Below are 19,598 nucleotides of genomic sequence, written 5' to 3' on the forward strand. Positions count from 1 at the left end.
CCTATGAGAAAATTTCTTTTTATCTATTTAACCTGTCTCTTTTTGACTCCAGAACATGCTCAAAATTCAGAGGTAAACGAAACAAGTCCAGAAAATTTTAGTTTAGAAGGTGCTTTAGCTATCTTTAAAACTTCTAGTTCGTTAGAGGAATTTGAAAAAGCTATAAACGAAGAAAACAACAACGTAAACAATCTTGATTTAAATGATGACGGTACTATTGATTATATTACTGTAGAAGATTTAATCGAGGGTTCAGATCATGTTATCATTCTAAGTGCATTAGTAGGTAATTCTGACAAACAAGATATTGCAACTTTAAATATTGAGAAAGTAGGTGATGAAGAGGCCTATATTCAAATCATCGGAAATGAAGATTTATTTGATAAAAATACAGTTGTAGAGCCTTATAATGTGTCTGAAAAAATAATTGATGATAAGGGACCTTCCATTTTAGATCTAGTTCCAACTCGAATAACCGTTAATGTTTGGTCATGGCCTTGCATTCGATTTATTTATGCTCCAGGATATCATATTTGGGTATCACCTGTACGTTGGTCAATATATCCGCGTTGGTGGAAACCTTGGCGTCCGATGAATCATTCTGTATTTATTACACACATCCATAAACACAGATTTCATTTTCATAGAACAAGATCCCATATTATTAAGCCACATAGAGGATATCTTTCTAGAAAAAAAGCTAGAGCTTCCTTTATAAAACCAAGAAGAGCGGAACATCATAATATTAGAGAAAAAAGACACAGAAGATAATTTTTTTTCTTTATTTCAAATATGTGTTCAAATAGTTTAGAGTTTGTATTGTTGACTCAGAAAGACCTTTTTCATCTAGTTGTCTTTCTACTAAATAAGCTTCAAAAAAACCTAATTTTTTAAGATTTTCTATTTGCTTCAAGGCTTTTTCTCTAAAGCCTTGAAGTTCTTTTTCTATTGTATTTAATTTTTCTTTAGAAATTTTCAAATATCTATTTTGATAATTATCTAAATTATAAATAGTTGCTAGCTCCATTTCCTCTACTTGCTGTATTAATACTTTTAAATGATATGGATTTTGAATCGTTGGTAAAATAGATCTAATGGTACGTAAAATTCGTTTTACAATTATTGGATCTTCTTTTCCCCATTGATAAATTTGATCAAAACAAAAATCAATAAACTCGTCATAATTAAATTCATTGATATGAATATCACTTTTAATTAATTGTCGAGCATCTGTAGAAGGAAATTGTCTTTCTGATAAAACTTTTACAATTTCACCTAACTGATCAATACAATTTAAACAAGTTGTAGGATCATTTACTGCTGGTGAAATTGCTTTAATACCTATATCAACTAATTTACGTACACCAAAATTTATATCCTGTGTATGACTTCTAAAACGGTTTACTTTAAACGTTTTAGAAACTAAATTTTGAAAAGTTTCTTTTTGTTTTTCTGAAACTTGATCAACAACAATTTGTAATAAGACTGTTGTATCTTTCATTATAAATTCACCAATCACGGGTTTTTGATATACTTCTTCCCATTGATTTGTTTCTTTTAACTCTAGCAATCCTTTTTGCAACAAAGCATAATCAACACTTTCTAAATAACCTGATTGAAATGGACTCACTATCTTCAATACATTTCTATTATTCAGGCATTGTTGGCGTTCATAGGTTAAATCATTCCCTTTTTCCCATTTTTGACTATATAAAATAGTTATTTCATCTACTACTTCTTTCTTAATATGGTGTGTAATACTCGATACATTCATGTTTACACTTAAATACGTAATCATAGATGGGTAGGACCATACTAAACCTCTAATAGCTAAAAAAGTCCCTACAAATAAGGTTATTAAAAAAGATTGATTAGGATAAAAAACAGACATTATTTGAGGCAATACACATAAGGCTATAGTTCCTACAAACAAGCCTATAAAGGCCTGTATTTTAAAATCATTAGCTAAAAAATGTCTTAAAATTCTGGGAGAAAATTGAGAAGAAGCTAATTGCATTACTACAAATATAACCGAAAATGTTGTTAAGGAAATTCCAATAATAATAGAAACCAAAACATTAGAAACAGGAATTAACCTTGAATAAATTTCTAATGAATGGGTAAAAAAATGATTATTATAATTAATTTGAAAATCTAAAAACAATAAAAAAGCACCTAAAAACAAAGCGTACACACTGCTCATTACTGTTCCCAAATGTTTTATTTTATGCTCTAATTGTTGATATAATTTAAATTTAAAAGTTGACATATTAATTATTCTATTCTGTAAATTTAATTAAAACTCTGCCCAATTTATTTGGTTTTTCAAATTAGATCGCTATTTATTTTTTTATACTTATAAAAATAATTAAAAAACTACACAATAGGTTTTCTAAAATTTAAATTGCCGTATAAAAACAATAAAAATAATGTTAATCAAAAAAAGCGAACATATTTTGTTTTTTGCTACTTTAAAAAAACTAACAAATTTTAATATTTAACATTTAACTTATTGTATCTTTGCCCCCCTTAATTTTGTAAAAATGTTAAAAAATAGTATTTTAAAAGGAGTTTTTTTAGTAGGATTGGGAGCAACTAGCTACGGAATGTTAGCTACTTTTGTAAAATTAGCCTACAAGGAAAACTTTACTACAGCAGAGGTTACATCCTCACAATTTATATACGGAATTTTAGGCATGTTATTAATAAATGCTTTTCAGAAATTCAAAAAGAAAGAAGAAGTTGTAAAAGCAACTTCTGCTAATATTTTACATTTAATGTTAGCAGGGACTTCACTTGGGATGACTAGTGTTTTTTATTACTTAGCTGTAAGATATATCCCCGTTTCTATTGGAATTGTTTTATTAATGCAAACCGTTTGGATGGGAGTATTATTAGAATGGTTTTTAGATAAAAAAGCCCCTTCTATTCAAAAAGCAATTTCAGTTGCAATCGTTTTGTTAGGTACTGTTTTAGCCACAAACTTATTGAGCAAATCAATTGAATTAGATTGGAGAGGAATTATGTGGGGTCTTTTAGCTGCTGCCTCATTTACTACTACTATGTTTACGGCTAATCGAATTGCATTAGGAATATCGTCTGCCCAACGTAGTTTGTATATGCTTTTAGGGGGTGCTGTTATTGTTTTTGGTTTTTCTATAGCCACACAAATAACACCTTTTAATATGACTATTTTTACCAAATGGGGAATCTTTTTAGCTTTATTTGGTACAATCATTCCTCCTATTTTAATGAATGCAGGATTTCCTCACACAGGAATTGGATTAGGCAGTATTGTCTCTTCTTTAGAATTACCTGTTTCTGTTATGATGGCATTTTTTATATTAAACGAAACAGTTGTTACATCTCAATGGATTGGAATAGGACTTATTATAATAGCTATTATAATAATGAACGTAAACCTCAATAAAAAATAACATTATTTATCTACTCCAGATTACTCATTAGGCTTTCTAATAAAGATGAAGGAAAGAAATACACTTATTTTTTTACTATAGCTGTCGTTATCTGTATTAAGAATAAAAAATGAGTGTTTTTTAGTTTCAATTTTTTTTATCTATACTAAATTTCTAATGCGTAATCTGGGGATAATCATATAAAATACACACATCAGAACAATCTTATAAGTATTAATTTATTTTATATTTGTGTAAAATAAAATTTCTTTATTTTACACAAATATAAAAACTAACAAAATGCTTTTTCCTGATGAAAAAATAGAGTTCTTAATTCCTGATGCAGAACTTATTTATTATCCTTCTTTCTTTTCTTTAGAACAAGCTAACATTCTTTTAAAAAAGTTAGAGTCCGAAATCCCTTGGCAACAGGACAAAATAACGGTTTATGGTAAAGAACATTTTCAACCTAGATTAACAGCTTTATTTGGAAACGAGGGAAAACCTTATGCGTATTCCAATATAGTAATGCGTCCGCATCCATGGACTCCTTTATTAACTCATATAAAAGATGAAGTTGAAAGAGTTTGTGATACTCATTTTACAACCGTTTTATTAAACAATTACCGAAATGGACAGGATAGTATGGGATGGCATTCTGATAATGAAAAAGAACTAGGCAGAAATCCAATTATTGCTTCTGTTAGTTTTGGAGCTGAAAGAAATTTTCAACTAAAACATAACTCTATTGAAACTGCTAAACAAAATATACATCTACAACATGGAAGTTTACTAATCATGCAAGGTGCAATTCAGCATTTTTGGAAACACCAAGTACCTAAAACTCAAAAAAACGTAGGAGCTAGGATAAATTTAACATTTAGAGTTATTAAATAGCCTTTATTTCCCAAAGTTTATATCTTTATCTATCTATTCTAGGATTAAATAACTTTTTAATTAAAATCGTCTGGTAAAATTTTCCCTGGATTCATTATATTATTAGGATCAAAAATATATTTAATTTGTTCCATCAACTCTAAATGTATTTTTGAAAAAGCAATATCCATATAATTTTTTTGCACCCATCCTATTCCATGTTCTCCAGACAAAGTTCCTTTTAAAGAAAGTGTTAACTCAAAAATTTCACGGATTCCTTTTGGTATTTCCTCATACCATTGGTCATCTGTTAAATTTCCTTTTATAATATTTACATGTAAATTACCATCTCCTGCATGTCCATAACAAACTGATTGAAAACCGTATTTAGCGCCAATTGATTTAATTCCTTTTAATAATTTAGGTAATTCATATCGAGGAACGACTGTATCTTCTTCTTTATATATCGAATTAGCTTTAACAGCTTCGGCCACACCTCTTCTCATTTTCCATAAAGCATTCTTTTGTTCTTCTGTATCAGCAAAAAGAATTTCGTCAATTTGAAATTTTCCCAAAACATTCATAATTTTTTCTGCCTCTAACATTAATATTTCAGGATAATTTCCATCTACTTCAATCAATAAATGTGCTTGATGGTTTGTTTTTACTTGAACTGCTATTCCTTCTAAATATTTTAAACTCCAGTCAATAGCGTCACGTTCCATAAATTCTAAAGCACTAGGCAATACACCAGCTCTAAAAATAGCGGAAACAGCTTCACAAGCTTGATCTGCCTTATAAAAAGGAACTAACATTAATAGATTAAAAGATACTTTAGGAAGCAATTTAAGAACTGCTTTAGTAACAATTCCTAATGTTCCTTCACTTCCTATCATTAATTGCGTTAAATTATAACCTGTTGCATTTTTTAGCGTATTAGCTCCTGTCCATATAATTTCTCCATTAGGTAAAACGACTTCTAAATTCAGCACATAATCTTTTGTTACACCATATTTAACAGCTCTAGCACCTCCTGAATTTTCTGCTATATTTCCTCCAATAAAACAACTTCCCATACTACTAGGATCTACTGGATAAGAAAGATTTTTTTCTGAAACGGCTTCTCGTAATACTTGCGTTATAACACCTGGTTCAGTAATGACTTGAAGGTTTTTTTCATCTATTTCTATAATTTTATTCAATCGTTCGGTCGAAAGACCAATTCCTTTAAAAATAGACAAAGCTCCCCCACTCAAACCTGTTTGTCCACCTATAGGAACAACCGCTGTATAAAATTCATTTGCTAATTTCATAACAGCTGAAATTTCTTCCGTACAGCTTGGCTTTACTACAACACTCGGAGGAAAGCGAAGATCTTCAGTTTCATCATGTCCATATTTCTCTAATGTTTCTATATCAGTAAAAACATAGGATTCTCCAACAATCGCTATCAGTTTTTGAATTAATTCTTTTGAAACAGGCATAACAATAGACTATTTGTTTATGTAAAATTAAAAATATTTAAATCATCTAATATTTAAATTTATTAACGATAATTTGTTAAAAACAAAAAGTCAAAATGTTTTAAAATACCAACTTTTAAAACTATTTTATAAAAAATGATATTTTTATTTGGTTAATAAAATTTTTTTATTAATTTTATTAACCCAAACGTAATTCTTTAACCTATGAGTACAATGTCCATCTATATCCAGAGAAGATTAGAAAAAGTTAGTTTAAATCCTGAACAATTTAATCAGGAGTTAAATCAGTCTATTAAAATCCTTATTTCATCAGAAATTGATGAATTAGCTAAATGGTTCGTAAATTTCACAAAAGACAAACCCCATTTAAAAAACCCTAAAAACAATACTGCCTATAACAGAAATCTACTTTTTTAATTTTAAGCAAAAGGCTGTCCAATAAGTCCTACTTCTTGTTCTCAAATTTTAACTAGCATACAAAATAGCTAAATTTATTCTGACCCCTAGAACAAAGCAGCAAAACGCCTGAACAGCCTTAAAAACAAAAAATTAACACATTTATTTTACCCAGTAGTTATTGGCTTTTGCTATAGTAGCAAATTCCAAGGCTACCGTCTGACCTATTGCTATCAGCATTGCAGCATCTTCTGCATAAACAGGTCTCAATTTTTCACGAATCAAAGCATCAGGCTGTGTATATTTTATAATCAATCTAGCCATTTTTACAGCCAACAACCTTCCTTCTTCAGGAGTAGCTGTAATTAAAGAATTATTTGGTATTAAAGCATCCATAAAAATTATTTTTTATCAAAAATATTTTAGTAAACCCAAAAGCACTGTGATCTAAATCACAACATTAGCTCTTCTTAGACATAATTCTCGAAACGCTTTCTCTACTAACCCCTAGATCAATTGCTATCTGCTGATGAGTCAATTTAACTCCATTTAACTGCAATTTAGAACTATATTTATCTAAATATTTCTCTAATCTTTTTTCCAAATCCTCGTTTTGTAGACTCACATACAATTGAAGCATATTCTGAAATTCAAAAGTCAATCTTCTCATAAGATAATTTACAAAAACCTGATCTTTTTCCAACAACTCATTTACTATATTCTTTGGTATTAACCATGCCTCTACCTCTGTTAAAGCTTGCGCTGAAAACACCAACTTATCTTTTATATCACAATGCGAAAAACTAACTACACAAGCTTCTCCTGCCACTACATAATCTAACAATACATCTTTTTCAATAGAAGCACAATCTAATCTAACAACTCCAGATTTAACAATTGGCAAATACAAAAAAGAATCTCCTTGAACAACTAAATAATCTCCTACTCTAAATTTTTTTATCATAATTTTATTTTGATATGCTTCCAAATTAAAAAACATATCAACTGACCGACAATCTTCATCTAAGCTTTTTTCATTCATGATAAAATATATTTGAATTTCAACAAAATAACTAAATTAGAAGATATTTTCACAATGTAAATTCTTAAGAGAGATTATTTTTTTCTAAAAAATAATTATCTTTACTTAAAATTAATTACTTTGAATACTTACGGAAAAAAATCAGCTTTAAAAGAAAACAAAGGCATAGAGCAACCTGAAAGTACCAACCCAAAGGCAATTGATCAAATTAAAAAATACAGAAAAACTAGCCTTTCTCCAGAAATACTTACACAAAACATCTTAAAAGGAGATAAAACAGCTCTTAGTAGGGCTATTACATTAGTTGAAAGCACCAATATTGAGCATCAAGAAAAGGCAAATACAATTATTCAAAACTGCCTTCCTTACAGCAATAAATCTATCAGAATAGGTATTACAGGTGTCCCTGGAGTAGGAAAAAGTACCTTTATAGAAGCCTTTGGAAAACTCTTAACTTCTTTAGGAAAAAAGGTTGCAGTATTAGCCATTGATCCAAGCTCTAGCATCAGTCACGGAAGCATTTTAGGCGATAAAACCCGAATGGAAGAGTTAGTAAAGGATCAACAAGCTTATATCCGACCTAGTGCCTCTGGCAAAAGTTTAGGCGGTGTAGCCAAAAAAACACGAGAAAGTATTATCCTATGCGAAGCATCTGGTTTTGACATAATACTTGTAGAAACTGTTGGCGTAGGCCAAAGTGAAACTGCTGTGCATAGCATGACTGATTTTTTCTTATTACTAAATTTAGCTGGAGCTGGAGATGAATTACAAGGTATAAAAAGAGGCATCATGGAAATGGCCGATTTATTAGTAATCAACAAAGCAGATGGTGACAACACAACTAAAGCTAAACTAGCCAAAACAGAATACAATAGAGCATTACATTTATTTCCAGAAAAAAACTCTGGTTGGATTCCGAAAGTCACTACTTGTAGTGCATTAGAAAAAAAAGGAATTGATTCTATATGGCAAATCATAGAAGAGTATACTTTGTTAACAAAAAAAAATGGTTATTTTGACAACAAAAGAAGTAACCAAAATCAATACTGGCTTTTAGAAAGCATAAACGAACAACTTAAAGACCACTTTTTTAATCATCCTACAACTTTATCTCTTCTAGAAATTGAAAAAAAATTAATACAAGACAATCAAAGTACCCCTTTTACCTCTGCACAGAAATTGTTAGATAACTATTTCAAAAGCAGATAAATAAATTAATCATAAAAAAACATAATAATACCATTTAAACTTTAAATTTTCTTTTTAAAAATAGTACATCTACAAAAGCAACAAAATCAATGTTGGTTCTCGATGCACTTCACACTCGAACTAACGATGATTTCAATTATATACTCAACCGTCTGTTTGAGTTGTTTTTAAAATAAAATTATATACATAAACGTATCAAGAACTTTACTTTTTAATCCAGTATATTTTAAGTTTAAATAATATTACATACCCTAGCTGTTTTTGACAAAAGAGGATCACCGGCGTGGTATTTTGGCGATAGCCAAAACTCAAATCCCTGCTAATTTTATAGGTAAGGTGATTTGTGTCCATAAGTGAAGGAAATCACTCAAAAAACCACCTAAAGTAGACTTCAAAAAAAAGAGGCGTTAAATACCTCTTGTATATCCTTAAATTTTTACTTAGCACCCCCCATAGTGCACGGAATCTTAATGGTTCCGTTCAACAGAGGTTTCATTGTTCGTGCTCCGCACGCAACGAAACCTTAGCTGTTAGTACTAGTTGTTTTACTTTCTATTCAAGTATGTTTTAACCTTTATTTTCCAATTAGATTTGTGAAATGTAAGTGATGATTTGTTGTTTTTTAGTCTTGAGTCTGAATGGAATGGAATTTTATCTTTGCTTTCTTTGTGGTTTTCTAGTATTAACAATTCCGTATTTTCAACTGGACAAAAATCATTTGACAAGCTAAATATTGTATTTATGCTATTTTCAATATAATAGTTTTTTCTCTTTTCATATAATTCCATTAGTTTGTTTAAAGAATGATTAGGATTTTCTGTTATATAATCTAAATCATATAAATCTTTTTCTGCGTATCTATTGGTTATAGAGTCTAATTTAAAAAGTCCTATATCGGTCTCGCTAGCAAGTCTTATTTCGTTAATTATTTCAAGTGGATGGAATAATTTAAATCCTTGTATTATTTCAACTTTAATATTTGTGTTGTTGGTTGAAATAATAGTTCGAAGAAAAACAAGTTCGTCATTTTGTTTTGTAGGATAACCAATATACAAAACTCTATCTTTGAACACCTCTTTTATTTCTTTTTCTATTAATTCAAAGCCATTAATACCGATAATATACTCACAAAATAAATCAATATCTACTGACTCTCTGTGTGAATATCTTAGCACTAAATTTGTACCGCCAGCTAAATAAAAACTACTTAATGAATTTAATTTCTGTAATTCTTTAATAGTTTTCTCTAACTCATTAGAGATATACATATTTGTTGAATTTACTTTTAATAGGAAGATTATATCTTTTTGAAGTAAGTGAACAAATTTCATCCGAAATTCTATCAGTTGAAGCGATAATTGTTCTTTTTATTGTTTCTTCGGTGTATAAACTTTCCAAAAGCAAGATATTATCACTGTAATTTGAAAAATCTGAAAACATAAGAATACGAGATATAATAACATCACTATCCCTTTGAATGTTAAGTTTGGTTACATCCAAATCCCAAAAAATATAATTTGGTATTTTTTCAAATATGTTAACAGTCTTCTTCATAGATAGTTATGACAAGAGTAATGATTATTTTTTATATAATTTCAAATTTTATACCAAAGTTTACTTTTCTAATTCTGTAATCATTTTATTTGCTTTTACAAAGATAGGTTTTTGAAGTTTTTTCTTTCAACGCATAGTTTTTCTTACAATTACCTACAACGTCAGTCTGTGAAAAAACTCACAAACCTCACCAAATATAGCTAAAATAGTTTGTTTGAAAAGAAGTATTTTCTTATTTTTAACAATGCAGCATATCCAAGGGATTTCCCGTAATCAGCTACATGTATCGAGTTTAGAAGACAAAATTACTTCTGAAAACCCAGTTCGATTCATAGATGCTTTTGTTGAACACATAGACTTTCAAAAAGTAGGATTTACACCTGTTGTTTTAAAATCCGAAGGTCGTCCAAGTTTTAAGAATCAAGTGTTTCTTAAAATCTATTTATATGGTTATTTAAATGGCATACGTAGCTCCAGAAAACTAGAAAAAGAATGCATTCGTAACATAGAAATGCAGTGGTTACTGGAAGATATTCGTCCTAATTATCACAGTATTTCTGATTTTAGAAAAGACAATCCCAAAGCTCTTAAACAACTCTTTAAACTATTTGTTTCTTTTTTGAAAGATGCCGATGGGGATACAATCATACCAATTTGATAGGATTAGAAAAAGTAAACGGTGAACATAGCTTGATTATGCTAGTGTACAACATCAAGCGTACCATAAATATTCTTGGAGTCCCTGATTTAATAGCAAAAATCAAAGCTTGGAACTCACCTTACAAGACAAAGGATTTGTTTTTGATAAAAACGACTTATTTAAACTTCTTTTTAGCGTTTGTATTTTTTGAAACACCTCAAAATAAGTTCAAAATAGCATTGTTTAAAATAAAGTTATGTCAGTTTGGTGGGATGAATTGTATTCAAAAAAGAGGTTTTTTCACGGCCTGACGGTTTTCGGCTTGGCGATGTGGCGGATTTCAAGGCACAAATGTTCAATTTAGCAATAAACTTTATTTGAAAACCAAATGTTCATTTTAGCACTGAACCCGTCATTTTGCCAAACTGCTGTTAGCCGTTCGTTGTTTTTATTCAGTTGGAAATTTAGTCATATCCATAAAAAATACTTCCCAAGTATGTCCATCAAAATCTTCAATAGTGCGCTGTTGCATAAATCCATAATCTCTCATTTCATTGGGTTCAATTCCACCTGCTTTAAGCCCATTTGTCATAAGATTATTCACTTCATCGATACTTTCTAAAGACAATGAGAAAAGTCCTGCAATTTTAGATTTTGTGTCAGCAATTTGTTTAGTAGTAAAAGTTGAAAATTTTTCGTGGTTTAGTAACATCACAAATATGTTTTCACTCCAAACCATACATTTTGCAGTATCGTCTGAAAATTGTGGATTATTTGAAAAACCTAATGCAGTATAAAAATCCATAGATTTTTGAAGGTCTGCTACTGCTAAATTGATAAATACTTGTTTTGCCATTTTTTTGTTTTTTTATTGTCTTAAAATTTTTTCTATTTTTTTTCCTTTTGCTAATTCGTCAATTATTTTGTCCAAATATCTTGCTTTTTTAGTTAATGTATTTTGAATTTCTTCAATTCTGTAACCACAAATTAATCCTGTTATTTTTTCCGAATTTGGATTTAAGGTTGCTCTTTCAAAAAAAGTTTCAAAAGTTACTTTTTCGTCAATGAGTTCTTGAAGTTTACTTTGGTCAAAACCTGTCAACCATTCAATAACTTGAAATAATTCGTCCTTTGTTCTACCCTTACTTTCAATTTTTGTAACGTAATAAGGGAAAACAGAAGCAAAAGTCATTTTCGCAATTCGTTGATTATGTTTTTCTGTTTCTTGCATTGTCAAATTTGTGTTTTAATGTGTCGCTCTACAATGACGGCTGTTAGCGGGTCGTGCTTTATCTATGTGCGTATTTTCACTATTCACGGTAGATTTTTTTTAGGTCTGATTTTTCAAGTTTTACAGTTGAAATCTTTAAAAGTCCGCTACTTAAAGCAGGTCTAAATAATTCTATTATACCATTTAAAAATCTTGTATTATCTCTGTCGTCTTCTGGAATTTCAACTAGAACTAAATTTAAGTAGCAATTTGTCTTTTTGAATTGTCTGTAGTGATGAATTTTACTTAACATCATATAAAGTCTGTCTGTTATCATAGATGCCATCATTGGAGTTGGTCTAATTTCAATAAAAACTTCCCTATCAATCTCGTTAATATATCCGTCATATATTGGACTATTATCACTAATTGGGTCAATTCCTTCAAATGCTTGAAGTTTCACTTCTTTAAACATTTTTGAAACATCAACATTGTTTTCTTTGATGTAATATTGAAGTGCGATTTCTTCTACTTTTCTAAAGTCAATTCTTTTTCTTTCTTGAGTGGTCTTATTTTCTTCTTCTTGTTCTTTTTGCTTTAATGTTTCAATTTCAGGTTCTTCCGCCTTTTGGATTGTAAACTGTTTGATTGTTTCTGGAGTAGCACCGTAAATATTCGTATTTGATTGTCTTTGTGAAAAATTGTTTGATAATGAAATGATTTGAGAAAGAAGCTCTCTTTTTTCATTTTCAACTTGTCTAATTTCAACATTCTTTTTTTCTATTACTGCTTCCTTTTCTTTTACAGCTCGTGATAAGGTTATAATTTTCCCTACAGAGAAATTGTCAAACGACTCAGAAAGTATTAAAACAATAGAAAAAGCTAGTAAAACAATTAATCCTGTTGATATTTCAGCAATAGGTTCATTACAAAAGAATTTGTAAACTATCATTGAAATAATCAATATAGTAAGGATTATTAGTCCTATTCTAGCAAACCAATTAATTTCTTTCTCTTTTTCTTTTTGATTTTCCATATTTTGTCGTTTGTTGTGTTTTAGCATGCCCGCTAACGTTTAGGGTATTGCCGAAGACGGGGACTTTTAGCACTAAAGTTCAATCGAAGAACCAAACTTGAACCTTGCACAAATGTCCAATCGAAGCCGTTCAGCCCCGCTTTTGGCAATACCTTGTTAGCCGTTCGTTTTTGTTATTATTTCTCTTATTTTTTTTCCTAAGTCTAATCTCATATAATCGTCTTGGGTACGAAATTGCATTTCAATATACCTCTCTCTTACCAAAGTTGTCGGTGGTAATTCTGTTTTAAACTTGCTTTCAGTAATCTTAATATATTCTAGAAGTTCACGTCCCCTAACTGTTAATGGTGCAATAAACGTTGGCTGTAATTGCCTTTCCTTCCAATCAATAAGATAGTCTGAATAGTCAATAGTTGCTAGATTTTGGCTCATCAAAAACTTTGCATACTCATGTAAAAACTCATGCTCACCGTAACCCATTCCTAGTCCAAATTCCGTTTCATTGTAGTAATCCGCAATTACCAAAGCAACATCCATACTGAAATAAACATGTCTGCACAAGTTAGTCAGCCCTTGTGTAAATAAGTCTAGGTAGCTAATATGAAAGGTTGGGTTTGGACATATGGTCTTTGCCATTATAGAAAACACTTGGTCAATTGAATAGTAGGGAACACTTAAATCTCCCGTTGTTTCAAATATATTTTTAGCCGTTAAGTTGTTCAAGAAGGAGCTCTTATCTAATGTTATATAGGTGTGATTTTGCTTTGGAATGTTTAGTTGATATCTTACATCTGTAAAATATATTCTATCGTCATTTGGATAGTACACAAATAAGATTACAGGAAGCGGAAAGACTGACCAGTAATTTTTATGTTTCTCGTGAGGGTAAAATGCAAAATGGTCTCCCTTGTCAACTAGATAAGAATTCCCTGATTTTATTTGTGCAGCAACAATTTTCCCTGTCGCTTCTCCTTGTTCATTTACATGTTCTATTTGTCCGTCAATTCCAATATCACCATTTGAAGTTTCACGAAATACATAACCATTAGAGTTCAACTCTATCGCAACTTTCAAAACGCCTTCACGTTCTTTATAATAATTTTCTGTGACTTTCGGAGTGTTCATAAAATGACGGCTAACGTTTCACGGCTTGGCTTGCCGTTGCGTAAATATAGCACAAAAGTTTGCAGGTACAAAACCAAGATTGGGAAAAACAGAGTTTTTCCAAGTATGCCCAAGCCCAGCAATGGCGCCAAACCGCTGTTGTGTGCAGTGTTAATTTATAATTTTTGTTTTTAATTTTTCAACAAATAATTTCTTTATTTCTTTATTTAAATCTCGCATATTATTGTGCTTCCCAACATTTATTTCAAGAAAAACCTCGTACTTAAATGTGTCGTCTAAAACATTTGCGACATTCTTGTTAAATTTCTTTATTATACTATTAATTCTAAATTCCACGTATTTAAGCTTATCTTGATTTTTTAAAATCGAAAAATATCCTTTATAATCAAATCTTGATCTTAACTCTGGAGAAATTACATTTTTAAAATTATCTTTAGAAATATTAGAAGTAAATATTATAATAAAACCGTTTAAATCAATTTCGTGTGCTAATGAGCTAATCATTTTTCCATTTTCAAGAACATCAAGAAAGTAATTGAAAAGCGTAGAATTTGATTTTTCAAATTCATCAATAAGAATTATACCTGTATCTGATTCTGCAACTCTAATAAATATTTCTCCATCTTCACTGCCTATATATCCTCTTGGGCTACCAATTAATGAATTTAAAGAATTGTCACTACTGTAATTTCCAAAATTTATTTTTGCAACTTTATTTTGTCCATTTAATGCTTTATGTATAGCTCTTGCTACTTCTGTTTTACCTACACCTGAATCGCCTAGTAAAAACAATGATAAAATTTTATGTTCTCCAAGTTTATTAAAAACTCTAAAATTATCAACCAAAGATTTGAAATCATCCTTGAATTTATTGTGACCATAAAGTGAGTTATTAAATGAATTAAAAAAGGTTTCTAATTCTTGGGGTTCCAAGTCAATAATTTTCTTATGTTTTTTTGCTAAATGTTTATTATTTGAATCATTTTCACTTGATTCTTTTTCAAAATAAGCTTCAAAAATTTTAAACTCTGAAAAGCAAAATCTTAATTCTTTTTCATAAAAATTTCTATGTTTTTCATCTGCAATGAATACGAAAGATTCATCAAATAAGCTGATAATTCTTTCAGAATGATATTGTGTTATTACTGCTAAAGCAGACACATCTATTACTGTCTCGAAAGCATAGTGCTCATTTATTAATTCTTCATCCATTATGAAGTCAGTTATACTTAATATGGATTTTTCTTGAACATCAAAAAACGCTTTTAATTCTTTATATTTAGATGTTGTATATAGTAATAATTCACTTTTTTTAATCATTCTTTTTTTGCGTTTTAATGATTTGAACTATTGACAAAATATCAATATAATGGTATTCTGTATTATCCTTTAAGCTACTTACGAAAGGATTAAAGGAATTTGTTTGTAAATTATCCTCATACTGACTATTTTGTATTTCTTCATCTTCATTTTTATTAAATGATTGTTGAAAATTTCCAATTTCTTGAAAGAATTCTAGCGAGTTTTTTAATTCACTTAATTTTATTTTTCCTTTATATAAGCCTAACAAAGAAACCTTTCCAATAAATAAATCATCGACACTGTATGAACTTTCAAATTCACTTTCAAAAGTTAGTGGGATTTTGACAAGTATTTTATCAGTTGAATTTGTTAGTTCTCCTTTAAGTTTGTATGCATAATCTTTGAACATTGAATTGAATAACCCTCCCATATCAAAACCATTTGCTCCTGGTATGGATAAACCTTTAAAAGCATCGCTTGTCATAAGTTTTACAATTCTCAATTCTGGCTCATTCTCCAATGAAAGTGAAACATTATCAACTCTAATTATTTCGCCTTCATTTAAGTCTTCAAAGTTTTGTATTGCTTTAGAATTTTCAATAATATCATTAAGAATAACGGATTTTGTTGTTTTTACTTCGAATGTTTCTAAAACCTTTTGTGCTGAACTTCCTGCGACTCTTGCTTTTCCTTCAGCCTCAACATTAAAAAGATTCAAAAATTTTGTTCCAAAATCAAATTTTGCTCTTAACTCTGTATCTCCTTCAATATTTTTATTGCTTTCAAGCTCTTTGTTTAGTAAAATAATGTTGCTTAACATCATTTTAATTTCGTAAACTTTTGGAAAATTTATGTAGTAAATGTTAAATATCATATTTTAGGCTTGTTATTCTGTAGATTTCGCGAAACATTGCACACAACGTTCCGGCGCTTGGCGAGGTTGCGAACTTCGGAACCGATTATTTTCTGTTAAAGATAAAATTTCTTGCGAAATGTAAACGTGAATTTACTACAAAATTCGCAATCTTGCCAAACGCCTGTTATGTGCTGGCTTTTTAATCATTATTATTTAGTTCACTCCAAATCAATCTAAATGCTGAATAATATTCAATATCATCATAAAAATTCAATTCCATATGTTCCAATTCATCTAAGACAATTTTATTTTCTACACATTTTAATTTTAGAGTACTTCCAAAATGACTAAAATCTCTCAGATTTCTCTTTGTTGCGAGTTTTCCAAGTTCGTAATTATATGTTACAGGTATTACGTTATTTTCAGTTTTTGTTATTTTTGACGTATCAATGAATTTTATTATATCCAAATTTAAAGCAGGCCTTTTAATTTCATATTCTTCAAAAACTTTTTTTGCCTGAAAAACTTCTATTGCAGAATCTTTTTTCTCTTTGAGAGAACTTTTCAAGTCTCTGTAAAATTTGTCAATTAGGTTTTGATATCTTTTATGTTCACTTCTTCGTGCGTAAATTTTAAGCAAAGATTCTTTATCATAAATAAAATCATATTTAAAAATTGATTCAAAGAAGGCAGATGAGATATTAAGAACTTCATTGAAACTTTTAGTTTGTATGAATGATTCCAATTTTTCTATTTCTTTTACAAAACTTGTCAGAATACGTTTTAACTTATTTAAGATTTCGTCAAAGTATTTTATTAAAAAATTATTATGGCGTAAAATAATATCTGATACTTCAAATTCCATTGACTCGAATTCATAATTATTGTCTTTATGATATCTTAAGTAGGTAATTTTATCACTTCCACCATTATAACCAAATAAACAAGAAGAGATAAATTGTCCACTTTGTTTTCTAATTGGATGTCCGACTAATTCATTTCTTATGTCTCTATTTATAATGTAGTTATTATCTTTCTTTAAATCTCCTTTATTTGTTTTGCATTTAAAAATTAAAAGTAATTCCTCAATAAAATCTTGTTGAACATATATACTTTGTAAAAAGCTAATTTGATTTGAAAATCTGTCTGAATAAGACTTTGATTCTCTGTTATCAAATATTATGTCAAATGTATCCCCAAAATATCCTAATATATCTCCAAAATAATTACTCCTTACTTCCGGTGTGAATTTTATAGTACGCTTACAAAAATCATATTCCCAAATGAAATCATTCCAAACACTTGCTATTTGGTCAAGTTTGTATTGAAGATTTTCTTTCATATTTTAGGTTTTAAGCTAGCACATAACGTTTTGCAGCTACAAGAAGTTGACGATTTCGAAGCACAAATGTTCATTAAATCACTGAACCGCCAATTTCTTGTAGGTGCTGTTATGTGCCGTTCTTCTATTCTTCGTCATCTTCTGTGTCCGAATCGTCATAATTAAATTCAACCTTACTTTGTAAAATTATTTCGTCAAGTATAGGTTTTAGATACCCTTGTTGATTTGCGATATTAAATCTCTCACGTAAAACTTGTATATTGATTACTTCTTCAATGCAACTCATATATTTCTCGACAATAGATTTTATTGAGTAAGTTTTGTTTGCATTGTCTCTTATTTTTTGAAGCAAATCTTCTGTGCTTTCTTCTGATTTGATTACAAATGAAATCGGGTATTTCTGAATTTTGTCAATGTCAAGGAAATACTTTTTAAAGTCAATTGTTTCAGTGACTTGAAAAAATCTACCTAATGGCTTCATTACAAAATCAATTCCACCATCGTTTGCATTTGTTCTGCCTGTTTTATATAACTGTAAAGATTCAGTTGTCAAATTATCCATATCAAATCCCCAAATAATGTTTTGGTCGTGATAATGGAATTTTAAAATCGAGTAGCTCACGATTTCAAATAGTCTTGCATCAACATTCGGAGCTAATAAACCAATAATAAAATCTTCAATGTTCTTAGTTTTATCTTCTTCAAACTTTTGAAGTTCTTCACAAGCTTTAATAAAACCCATAAAAGCTTCTTGCTTTGCGGCAAAATAAGAGTTGATTATCTCAATTACCGCTTTTGCGATATTCTGTTCTTTTACTCGAAGTAAGTTCTCATTAATCCAATATTTTTTTGTCTCAAGATTTCTAATAACCGGAATGAATTCAATTTCTTCCTTAAAAAACTTCTCAAATTCTGAGTTTACTCTATTGTTGAAAGAGTGGTTTTGAATTTTCTTACAAAATGGCAATTCGGTAGCTCTCGATTTTATTACTGTGAAAGTTGCCCCGTCATAATCTTTATAACTGTCATTTGTATCGAATCCTTTTGAAATGTAATCTTCAATAAGAACATATAAAACTGCAAGAGGGTGAAAACTCCCCCTTGATTTTGACCCTTTATTTGCCGACCTAGTTTTTAAATTTATGTAGCGAATTAAATAGCTATTATTGAATACGTCTTCAGCTAAATCTCCGAAGTGACTTTGTAAAACTTGTTTAATGTTTTGCGTGAATGTATGTTCCATTAGGTTCAAATAATGTTTGTTGATTAATGTTTGCAATCTTTTGTGTTTCAAAGGTGCGGATTTCCTTTTCTAATTTTTCGCCTTTAAACTCATTGGCTAACTGTAATCTCCGTAAACCGATTTTTACATACTCGTCTTGAAGCTCTATACCAATGGAATTTCTTCCAAGTTCTTTTGCAACAAAGCAAGTAGTAAATGTTCCCGAGAATGGGTCTATAACTAAATCTCCTTCGTTTGAACTTGCTTTGATAATTCTTTCGAGTAATGCGATTGGTTTTTGTGTCGGGTGATTTTCGTATTCATCCATACGATAACGAACCCTTGCAAACTCCCAAACATTGCCAGGAACTTTCTCTGAGCTGTAAACTGTTGGAACTGCTTTGCGATAGTCAATAAGTTTACGTTTTGCTCCTGTTTTGGCTTCTACTAAAATGTCATTCGTGTTAAAAGTGTAGTTGTTTTTGTCTTTTACGCAAAACAAGATTGGTTCATACATCGAACCGTAGTATTTTTTAGCTTGAACACCTGAACTGTCGTAATACCAAACAAGTCGGGAAAGTATGTCTAACTTTTTACGAAGATAAATGTCGAAAAACGGCATAAACTGTGTCGCTGTCATTACATAAAAACTGCCGTTGGGTTTAAGTTTTTGTATGCACAAGTCTAGCCATTCGTAACACCAGTCAAGGTAGGCTTCTTCAGTTTTCCATTTTTCAATGTGTCCGTTGAAGTTTTTGCCAATGTTGTAGGGTGGGTCAGCAAAAATTAAGTCCACAGAGTTGTCAGGAAGTATTTTTAATGCTTCCAAAGCGTCTCCGTGAATAATTTTATGTTGTTCGTTTCCTAATATTTCCATTTTCAAATTCA

General features: G+C 29.9%; 21 protein-coding genes and 1 pseudogene. 7 read left to right on the forward strand and 15 right to left on the reverse strand.

Translation table 11 applies throughout. The annotated features are described in order from the left end of the window. The first annotated feature begins 3 nt into the window (after window positions 1–3). Complete coding sequence (locus ACUXZJ_RS14250; protein ID WP_088420410.1) at window positions 4–771, forward strand: hypothetical protein; 768 nt, start codon at window positions 4–6, stop codon at window positions 769–771. A 10-nt stretch (window positions 772–781) separates the two neighbouring features. Here ACUXZJ_RS14250 and ACUXZJ_RS14255 read toward each other — a convergent pair whose 3' ends face one another. Next, entirely contained in the window at window positions 782–2,269 is a 1,488-nt protein-coding gene (locus ACUXZJ_RS14255) for a DUF2254 family protein (protein ID WP_063743040.1), read from the reverse strand. A 274-nt stretch (window positions 2,270–2,543) separates the two neighbouring features. On the opposite strand from ACUXZJ_RS14255, the gene ACUXZJ_RS14260 reads away from it, so the two are divergent. Then, window positions 2,544–3,437 (forward strand): EamA family transporter, encoded by an 894-nt coding sequence (locus ACUXZJ_RS14260; protein ID WP_060382626.1) that lies wholly within the window; start codon window positions 2,544–2,546, stop codon window positions 3,435–3,437. A 279-nt stretch (window positions 3,438–3,716) separates the two neighbouring features. Next, on the forward strand, window positions 3,717–4,313 hold the full coding sequence (locus ACUXZJ_RS14265) for an alpha-ketoglutarate-dependent dioxygenase AlkB family protein (protein WP_060382627.1): 597 nt from the start codon (window positions 3,717–3,719) through the stop codon (window positions 4,311–4,313). A 56-nt stretch (window positions 4,314–4,369) separates the two neighbouring features. Here ACUXZJ_RS14265 and ACUXZJ_RS14270 read toward each other — a convergent pair whose 3' ends face one another. Beyond that, the gene (locus ACUXZJ_RS14270) at window positions 4,370–5,776 is read right to left on the reverse strand and encodes an FAD-binding oxidoreductase (protein ID WP_063743041.1); all 1,407 of its coding nucleotides are present in this window, start codon (window positions 5,774–5,776) and stop codon (window positions 4,370–4,372) included. A gap of 213 nt (window positions 5,777–5,989) precedes the next feature. On the opposite strand from ACUXZJ_RS14270, the gene ACUXZJ_RS14275 reads away from it, so the two are divergent. Further along, the gene (locus ACUXZJ_RS14275; protein WP_060382629.1) at window positions 5,990–6,193 is read left to right on the forward strand and encodes a hypothetical protein; all 204 of its coding nucleotides are present in this window, start codon (window positions 5,990–5,992) and stop codon (window positions 6,191–6,193) included. Window positions 6,194–6,334: 141 nt separating this feature from the next. Here the strand turns inward: ACUXZJ_RS14275 and ACUXZJ_RS14280 are convergent, their stop codons facing one another. Both ACUXZJ_RS14280 and ACUXZJ_RS14285 read right to left on the reverse strand, forming a co-directional pair. Beyond that, window positions 6,335–6,568, reverse strand: coding sequence for a hexameric tyrosine-coordinated heme protein (locus ACUXZJ_RS14280; RefSeq protein ID WP_060382630.1), 234 nt, complete (start codon window positions 6,566–6,568; stop codon window positions 6,335–6,337). Between the two features lie 64 nt (window positions 6,569–6,632). Beyond that, entirely contained in the window at window positions 6,633–7,214 is a 582-nt protein-coding gene (locus ACUXZJ_RS14285; RefSeq protein ID WP_060382631.1) for a Crp/Fnr family transcriptional regulator, read from the reverse strand. A 120-nt stretch (window positions 7,215–7,334) separates the two neighbouring features. On the opposite strand from ACUXZJ_RS14285, the gene meaB reads away from it, so the two are divergent. Then, window positions 7,335–8,423 (forward strand): methylmalonyl Co-A mutase-associated GTPase MeaB, encoded by a 1,089-nt coding sequence (meaB, locus tag ACUXZJ_RS14290; protein ID WP_089047278.1) that lies wholly within the window; start codon window positions 7,335–7,337, stop codon window positions 8,421–8,423. A gap of 545 nt (window positions 8,424–8,968) precedes the next feature. On the opposite strand, the gene ACUXZJ_RS14295 is transcribed toward meaB, so the two are convergent. Beyond that, on the reverse strand, window positions 8,969–9,754 hold the full coding sequence (locus ACUXZJ_RS14295) for a nucleotidyl transferase AbiEii/AbiGii toxin family protein (RefSeq protein ID WP_088466909.1): 786 nt from the start codon (window positions 9,752–9,754) through the stop codon (window positions 8,969–8,971). After that, window positions 9,678–9,977, reverse strand: coding sequence for a DUF6922 domain-containing protein (locus tag ACUXZJ_RS14300; protein ID WP_060382634.1), 300 nt, complete (start codon window positions 9,975–9,977; stop codon window positions 9,678–9,680). The genes ACUXZJ_RS14295 and ACUXZJ_RS14300 overlap by 77 nt, the downstream gene beginning before the upstream one ends. A gap of 244 nt (window positions 9,978–10,221) precedes the next feature. On the opposite strand from ACUXZJ_RS14300, the pseudogene ACUXZJ_RS14305 reads away from it, so the two are divergent. Both ACUXZJ_RS14305 and ACUXZJ_RS14310 read left to right on the forward strand, forming a co-directional pair. Further along, window positions 10,222–10,623 (forward strand): annotated as a pseudogene (locus ACUXZJ_RS14305) (transposase); the annotation flags it as partial. An 8-nt stretch (window positions 10,624–10,631) separates the two neighbouring features. Next, on the forward strand, window positions 10,632–10,928 hold the full coding sequence (locus ACUXZJ_RS14310; RefSeq protein WP_063743044.1) for a hypothetical protein: 297 nt from the start codon (window positions 10,632–10,634) through the stop codon (window positions 10,926–10,928). Between the two features lie 137 nt (window positions 10,929–11,065). Here the strand turns inward: ACUXZJ_RS14310 and ACUXZJ_RS14315 are convergent, their stop codons facing one another. The 9 genes from ACUXZJ_RS14315 to yhdJ form a co-directional block, all read right to left on the reverse strand. Further along, window positions 11,066–11,473, reverse strand: coding sequence for a VOC family protein (locus ACUXZJ_RS14315; RefSeq protein ID WP_060382637.1), 408 nt, complete (start codon window positions 11,471–11,473; stop codon window positions 11,066–11,068). Window positions 11,474–11,485: 12 nt separating this feature from the next. Next, window positions 11,486–11,848 carry a DUF2200 domain-containing protein gene (locus ACUXZJ_RS14320; protein WP_060382638.1) on the reverse strand — a complete coding sequence of 121 codons (363 nt, stop codon included), beginning with the start codon at window positions 11,846–11,848 and terminating at the stop codon, window positions 11,486–11,488. Window positions 11,849–11,927: 79 nt separating this feature from the next. Continuing rightward, window positions 11,928–12,863 carry a hypothetical protein gene (locus ACUXZJ_RS14325; protein ID WP_060382639.1) on the reverse strand — a complete coding sequence of 312 codons (936 nt, stop codon included), beginning with the start codon at window positions 12,861–12,863 and terminating at the stop codon, window positions 11,928–11,930. A gap of 156 nt (window positions 12,864–13,019) precedes the next feature. Continuing rightward, window positions 13,020–13,988: a DUF4365 domain-containing protein gene (locus tag ACUXZJ_RS14330; RefSeq protein ID WP_060382640.1), complete on the reverse strand. Its 969-nt coding sequence runs from the start codon at window positions 13,986–13,988 to the stop codon at window positions 13,020–13,022. Between the two features lie 150 nt (window positions 13,989–14,138). Further along, window positions 14,139–15,308, reverse strand: coding sequence for an AAA family ATPase (locus ACUXZJ_RS14335; RefSeq protein WP_446195312.1), 1,170 nt, complete (start codon window positions 15,306–15,308; stop codon window positions 14,139–14,141). After that, the gene (locus ACUXZJ_RS14340) at window positions 15,301–16,164 is read right to left on the reverse strand and encodes a hypothetical protein (protein WP_235588302.1); all 864 of its coding nucleotides are present in this window, start codon (window positions 16,162–16,164) and stop codon (window positions 15,301–15,303) included. The genes ACUXZJ_RS14335 and ACUXZJ_RS14340 overlap by 8 nt, the downstream gene beginning before the upstream one ends. A 181-nt stretch (window positions 16,165–16,345) precedes the next feature. Next, window positions 16,346–17,488 carry a hypothetical protein gene (locus ACUXZJ_RS14345; protein ID WP_060382642.1) on the reverse strand — a complete coding sequence of 381 codons (1,143 nt, stop codon included), beginning with the start codon at window positions 17,486–17,488 and terminating at the stop codon, window positions 16,346–16,348. Between the two features lie 124 nt (window positions 17,489–17,612). Then, a complete protein-coding gene (locus tag ACUXZJ_RS14350; RefSeq protein ID WP_063743046.1) occupies window positions 17,613–18,731 on the reverse strand; it encodes a hypothetical protein in 1,119 nt (372 codons plus the stop codon). Then, entirely contained in the window at window positions 18,703–19,587 is an 885-nt protein-coding gene (gene yhdJ / locus ACUXZJ_RS14355; RefSeq protein ID WP_060382644.1) for an adenine-specific DNA-methyltransferase, read from the reverse strand. The genes ACUXZJ_RS14350 and yhdJ overlap by 29 nt, the downstream gene beginning before the upstream one ends. Window positions 19,588–19,598 lie beyond the last annotated feature (11 nt).

The sequence above is a fragment of the Flavobacterium sp. TN-1 genome (assembly GCF_052828645.1).